The sequence below is a fragment of the Mycobacterium sp. genome (assembly GCF_025933915.1).
Taxonomy (GTDB): Bacteria; Actinomycetota; Actinomycetes; order Mycobacteriales; family Mycobacteriaceae; genus Mycobacterium.
Genome location: NZ_JAICZA010000209.1, coordinates 1 through 6,366 on the forward strand (window position 1 = coordinate 1; position 6,366 = coordinate 6,366).

The following is a 6,366-nucleotide window of genomic DNA, read 5'->3' on the forward strand; positions in this document are numbered from 1 at the left end:
CACGGTCGAGGAACCGGTCGTGGACCTGGTCGACGTCCTCGGACAGGCGCAAGCGCGGTTCGCGGTGGAGCTGGCCGCCGCCGGGGCGCACCACCTGATGCTCACCGGCCCACCGGGAGTGGGCAAAACGATGCTCGCGCAACGCCTTCCGGGCCTGCTTCCGCCGTTAACGGAAAGCGAGTCGCTGGAAGTCACCGCGATTCACTCGGTGGCCGGGTTGCTGTCGGGGGACACGCCGTTGATCACCCGGGCGCCGTTCGTAGCGCCCCATCACAGTTCCAGCGTCGCGGCGCTGGTCGGTGGTGGCTCCGGGATGGCCCGGCCGGGTGCTGTCAGCCGGGCCCATCGCGGGGTGCTCTTCCTCGACGAGTGCGCCGAGATCCGGGTCAGCGCGCTGGAGGCCCTGCGAACACCGTTGGAGGACGGCGAAATTCGCCTTGCCCGCCGCGACGGGGTGGCATGTTATCCGGCCCGATTCCAACTGGTGCTGGCCGCCAACCTGTGCCCGTGCGCGCCGGCCGATCCGCAGGACTGTATGTGCCCGGCGGCGACCAAACGCCGCTATCTGGGCAAGTTGTCCGGGCCACTGCTGGACCGCGTGGACCTGCGGGTGCAGATGGATCCGGTGCGGGCAAAGGCGTTCTCGGGCCGCGACGGCGAATCCACCGCACAGGTTCGTCAGCGGGTGGCGGCCGCGCGTGAGGCCGCCGCCCAGCGTTGGCTGCCGCACGGCTTCCGCACCAACGCCGAGGTCAGCGGGGCGCTGCTGCGGCGAAAGTTCCGTCCCAGCAACGCGGTGATGGAGCCGCTGCAACGGGCGCTGGATCATGGGCTGCTCAGCATCCGTGGCCTCGATCGCACGTTGCGGGTCGCGTGGAGCTTGGCCGACCTGGCCGGTCGCACGTCGCCCGGGCTCGACGAGGTCGCCGCCGCACTCAGCTTCCGCCAGCCCGGGGCGCAGCGATGAGCGCGACGGCCGACGGTGTCACCCTGCGCGCGTGGGCCTATCTGTCCCGGGTGGCCGAACCGCCCTGCCTCGGGCTCGCCGACCTGGTGCGATGTGTCGGCCCGGTCGAGGCGGCCGAGCGGGTCCGGCGGGGATCGGTCGACGACGATCTGGCCCGCCACACCCAGGCCAGGCGTGACATCGACACCTCAGCGGCCGATCTCGAGATGATCGCTCGGCGGGGCGGGCGGTTGATCACCCCCGACGACGACGAGTGGCCGCTGCTGCCGTTCGCCGCCTTCCACGGTGCCGAGCCGCGACGGCGCGGCGGTCCGCCGATGGTTCCGCCCATGGTGTTGTGGGCGCAGGGGCCCGCCCGGCTCGATGACGTCGCGCAGCGGGCGGCCGCCGTGGTCGGGACGCGCGCTTCGACGGTGTATGGCGAGCAGGTGGCCGGCGAGCTGGCGGCCGACTTGGCGCAGCGTGACGTCGCTGTCGTCTCGGGCGGGGCCTACGGCATCGACGGCGCCGCCCACCGGGCCGTGTTGGACTGCGACGGGATTACCGTGGCGGTCCTCGCCGGCGGGCTCGACGTCCCCTACCCGAGCGGGCACACCGCGCTGCTGCACCGCATCGGCCAGCACGGGCTGGTGTTCACCGAATACGCGCCCGGCGTCCGCCCCGCGCGCCACCGGTTCCTGACCCGCAATCGGCTGGTGGCCGCGGTCGCCGGGGCCGCGGTGGTGGTGGAAGCCGGTCTGCGCAGCGGGGCGGCCAACACCGCGGCCTGGGCGCGGGCGTTGGGGCGAGTGGTGGCCGCGGTGCCCGGACCCGTGACATCATCGGCGTCGGCGGGCTGCCATGCGCTGCTGCGCGACGGTGCCGAGCTGGTCACCCGGGCCGACCACATCGTCGAACTCATCGGCCACATCGGCGAACTGGCCTCCGACGAGCCCCGCCCGGTCACGCCTCTCGACGGCCTCAGCGACACCGAGCGCCGGGTATACGAGGCGTTACCGGGCCGCGGCGGCGCCACCGTCGACGAGATCGCGGTCGCGTCCGGGCTGAGGCCCGAGCAGGTGCTGGGACCGCTGGCGATGCTGGAGTTGGCCGGGTTGCTGCGGCGCCACGACGGGCGCTGGCGAATCGTGCGCGCAAACAGCGCCGCGGCGACGGTGCTGCCTCCCTGAGCGGGATCAGCCGGAGAGCCGCTCGTGCGCCGGGGAAGCGCAACCGCGCAGCTCGTTGCGCGCTGACAGGATCCAGATAGTGCGAGGTGTTGAACGAATCACATCGCAGGCGACAAACCACTTGGCGAGGCGAGGGACGGCGTGCCGTATGGCCGGAAGGTCTCATCGATCCCAGCTGCGCTTGGCGCACCGCAAGGCGTTCCTGGTCGTCTCGGTCATCCCGTCGTTGCGCGGTATCGGCGCCACCGCGCCGTCGTGCGCGCAGTGGTCGGGCTAATTGCCAGTCAGTCTGTGGGAATACTGAGGCTTCTGTGGTCGGCGGGGGCCGGGAGCCGACAGGAGAACGTTGGTCGACCGGTTACGCCGCCTGTCCAACCAGCCGGTAAGGGAGGCGGCGCTGAACGGTCTCGTCGACGCTGACGGTGAAGACATACGAGCCCAGCTTCTCCAACCGAAGTACCGGAATGTTGACTGCGAAGGCAACTGACTGGGTTTCGTCGACCTCGTGACGGTTCGACTTGCCGATGTTGAATTTAAATTGGGTGCGGAACGGTTCGTATTCGTCCACACCGTTTTGAACCTCAACTGCACGCCCGTCCGAGTCCAGTAGTTCAATGTCGACCGTGTGTTCTTGGTCGCTCGCCGTCCGCGGTACTTCGACGACAATTCCGAGGCCCACCGAGATCGTAAAGGGCACCGGGTGTCCGGCCGGAATGTGGACCTGGTCTATGCCTCCCGCCGAGATGTACAACAAGTTGTTTTGCGCCTCAGCGTGGTTACACAAGATTGCTGTCAACTCCATGTCGAGAACAGTACGCAGAAAGCCTTACCGCAGTGAGTAATTGGCCATATCGATCGCCAAGCCTCCCTGTGACCGAATGACGGGTACTCAACAGATTTCGCTGACCGATGTTTTTCTGCTGTTCAGAGGCAAGATATCGATTCGCGGTCAAGGTTGGCGGCAGCTGTGGTGACCGGGGCAAGCGACGCCGCACCGGGCGTCAGGTCCACCTATCCGCAGCGCGGCGAAAGGCGTTTGAATTCATCGACTTCCGTCGACGGTCCGAATGCCCATCCGGTAGTGGGACGAGGCCGGCTCGGCGCTCAGCTCGACCTCATTGCCGATCAGGACAAAAGCCGAGCTCAGGCCCGGCTCCCGGCGGCCGTCGCGCGTTGGCAGGCCACCGCAAGTCCGCCCCGGCCATTCTGCGCTACCGTCCGATTCCCAAGCCGGTGGAAACTTCGGTTGATGCTGCCAAACAAATTTTCTAAAGTATACCCGAATCAATCTTACATGCGCATAATAGAAGCCATCAAGGTCAATACTCCACGGGGGCAGTAAGAGTCATCTGACTTTGGGTGTCGTCACCCAAACGACGCGGTGAGAAGGCCATGGATTTTGCTGAGCTGCCCCCAGAGATCAATTCCACGCGCATGTATAGCGGTCCCGGGGCGGGGCCGATTCTGGCAGCCGCGGCGGCTTGGGACGCGTTGGCCGCGACACTGGCGTCCACCGCCAGTGGCTACGTCTCGGTGGTCTCGGAGCTGGCAGGCCAGGTGTGGTTGGGGCCGGCGTCGCTGGCGATGGCGGCTGCAGCGGCCCCCTATGCGGAGTGGCTGGCGACCACGGGCACTCAGGCCGCGCAAACCGCCGCCCAGGCGTATACCGCGGCGGCGGCCTACGAGGCGGCGTTCATCGCGACGGTGCCCCCGCCGGCGGTCGCCGAGAATCGCGCGCAGTTGGCGGCGTTGGTCGCGACCAATTTCCTGGGGCAGAACACGCCGGCGATCATGGCTACCGAAGCCCTGTACATGGAGATGTGGGCCCAGGATGCCGCCGTCATGTACGGGTACGAGGCTGCGTCGGTGGCCGCCAGCGCCCTTACCCCATTCGGGGAGCCGCCGCGGACCACGAACCCTGCCGGGCAGGGAGCTCGTGCCGGCGCGATGGTCCGGGCCGTCGGCGACTCCACCAGCGCCCGAATCCAATCCCTCACCCAACTGAGCTCGCCCACCGCCTCGCAGGAGGCTGGTTCGACTGCGGTATCCCAGCAGTCTGCCTCGACCGCGGTGTCCCAGCAGTCTTCCTCGACCGCGGTTTCCCAGCAGGCCAGCTCATTCGCGGCGTCTCAACAGCTCAGCACGTCTGCGTTGTCTCAGCAATCCGCGTCCAACGCCGTCTCCTCGCAGCCGGGCGCGACAGCGGTGTCTCAGCAGGCGGTGTCGCCGACGTTGACCCAGCAGCTTGGCTCGACCACTGTGTCGCCACAGTCAGCGCCGAGCGCCGTCTCCCCGCAGCCGACCACGACCACGGCCTATCAGGTGGCCTCACCCGCGGCGTCGAACCAGCCGGCCGCCACCGCGGTGTCTCAGCAGTCGGCGTCGACCGCGGCCACGCAGCAGGTCAGCTCGAGTGCGGCCACGCAGCAGCTCAGCTCGAGTGCGGTGTCTCAGCAGTCGGCGTCGACAGCGGTGACGCAGCAGGTCAGCTCGTCGGCGGCCACCCAGCAGCTCAGCTCGTCCGCGACCACCCAGCAGCTCAGCTCGAGTGCGATGACGCAGCAGCTCAGCTCGTCCGCGGCCACCCAGCAGCTCAGCTCGAGTGCGGTGACGCAGCAGGCGGCGTCGACCACTGTTTCCCAAGGGCTCACCGAAACTCACGTCATCATCAACGGTGTCGACCCGATCTCCCTCTCCGGCGACGTCACCGGCACCACTCACCTCACCGCCGGAAATGACTACGTCATCCTGGCCGGCAACACCGTCACCATCGACCCCGGTGCCAGCCTCATCGCCGACTCCGGCAGCACCCTCACTGTGGACGGCACCCTCACCATCGACGGCGGAACGCTTGGTTCCGGCGGCAGCCTGGTCGACGGCGGCGTCATCACCGTCGCGAATGGCGGCGCCGTTACCGTCAACGGCGGCGCGCTTGTCGCCGACGGCGGCACCCTCACCGTCAGCAACACCCTGACCGTCGCGAGCGGCGGCACGGTCACTGTCAACGGCGGATCGGTTGTGGGCGCCGGAGGCAGCGTGACCGTGAGCTCCGGCGGTGTCCTCACTGACAGTGGCACCATCACCGTCAGCAGCGGAGGGCTTCTCGGCTCCGGCGGCACCCTGACCAACGGCGGGACATTGACCATTGGTTCCGGCGGCGTGCTCGTCGACGGCAGCACCGTGACGGTCAGTTCGGGCGGCACGCTGGCCGACGGTGGCAGCCTGACCATCAGCTCCGGCAGCAGCCTCATCGTCCACTCGGGCGGCGCCGTGACCGACAGCGGCGCCTTGACCGTCAGTTCGGGTGGCACGCTGACCGACGGCGGCACCGTCACCGTCACCGGCGGCGGCGTGCTCACCGACGGCGGCACCCTCACGAACACGGGCGGGACCGTCATCGTCAGCACCGGCGGCACCGACAGCGGCACGTTGAGCGTGGGCTCCGGCGTGACCTTCACCGACAGCGGCACCGTGACCGTGGGCTCGGGTGGCACCCTGACCGACGGGGGAACCGTGACCATCACCAGCGGTGGCACGTTGACAGACGGCGGTACGGTCACCATCGCGAGCGGTGGCACGTTGACGGATTCTGGTGCATTGACCGTGAATTCGGGCGGTGTGTTCACCGATAGCGGCTCGTTCACCGTAGGTACAGGTGTCACGGTCGTCGATAACGGCACGCTCAACCTCAACAGCGCTGTCAGCCTCACCGGCAGCACAATCAATGTGGGCCCCACGGGCGCGCTCAATGTCAACAGCGGTGGCACGCTCACCACCGGTCTGGGTGGCACCTTGACCGACGGCGGTGCTGTCACCATCAATTCGGGCGGCACCCTGACGGATGGCGGCACCGTGACCGTCACTGGCGGTGGCACATTGACAGACGGCGGCACCTTGACCAACACCGGCGGGACCGTCGTTGTCAGCACCGGCGGCACCGATAGCGGGACTCTGACCGTGGGCTCCGGCGTGACCTTCACCGACAGCGGCACCGTGACCGTCAACATCGGTGGCAATCTGACCGTCAACGGCGCGCTCACCGTCGGCCCGACCGGCACGCTGACCGACGGCGGTGCCGTCATGGTCAATTCGGGTGGCACTCTTACTGATGGCGGTGCAGTGACTGTCAACGTTGGTGGGACTCTGTCGGATAGTGGGACGGTCGCTGTGGGTCCGACTGGCTCGTTGACCGATGGTGGTGCGGTCACGGTGAATGCGGGTGGTGTGCTG

The 6,366-nt window shown here is 68.1% G+C and carries 5 protein-coding genes and 2 pseudogenes; 5 read left to right on the forward strand and 2 right to left on the reverse strand.

Annotated elements, in window-relative coordinates; translation table 11 throughout:
• The 3 genes from Q0W90_RS22195 to Q0W90_RS22205 all read left to right on the forward strand — a co-directional run.
• A partial coding sequence (locus tag Q0W90_RS22195) for an ATP-binding protein (RefSeq protein ID WP_297776642.1) occupies positions 1–967 on the forward strand: 967 nt, incomplete at its 5' end.
• Entirely contained in the window at positions 964–2,136 is a 1,173-nt protein-coding gene (dprA, locus tag Q0W90_RS22200; protein WP_297776645.1) for a DNA-processing protein DprA, read from the forward strand. The genes Q0W90_RS22195 and dprA, both read left to right, overlap by 4 nt.
• A 148-nt stretch (positions 2,137–2,284) precedes the next feature.
• Positions 2,285–2,413, forward strand: a complete 129-nt coding sequence (locus Q0W90_RS22205) for a hypothetical protein (RefSeq protein ID WP_297776648.1) — start codon at positions 2,285–2,287, stop codon at positions 2,411–2,413.
• Between the two features lie 81 nt (positions 2,414–2,494).
• Here the strand turns inward: Q0W90_RS22205 and Q0W90_RS22210 are convergent, their stop codons facing one another.
• Positions 2,495–2,938, reverse strand: coding sequence for a hypothetical protein (locus tag Q0W90_RS22210; RefSeq protein ID WP_297776651.1), 444 nt, complete (start codon positions 2,936–2,938; stop codon positions 2,495–2,497).
• Between the two features lie 632 nt (positions 2,939–3,570).
• Here Q0W90_RS22210 and Q0W90_RS22215 point away from each other — a divergent pair.
• Positions 3,571–3,951: pseudogene (locus Q0W90_RS22215) on the forward strand (PPE domain-containing protein); the annotation flags it as partial.
• A gap of 635 nt (positions 3,952–4,586) precedes the next feature.
• Here Q0W90_RS22215 and Q0W90_RS22220 read toward each other — a convergent pair.
• Positions 4,587–4,721 carry a hypothetical protein gene (locus Q0W90_RS22220; protein WP_297776654.1) on the reverse strand — a complete coding sequence of 45 codons (135 nt, stop codon included), beginning with the start codon at positions 4,719–4,721 and terminating at the stop codon, positions 4,587–4,589.
• 22 nt (positions 4,722–4,743) lie between these two features.
• Between Q0W90_RS22220 and Q0W90_RS22225 the strand changes: the two are divergent.
• Positions 4,744–6,366: pseudogene (locus tag Q0W90_RS22225) on the forward strand (hypothetical protein); the annotation flags it as partial.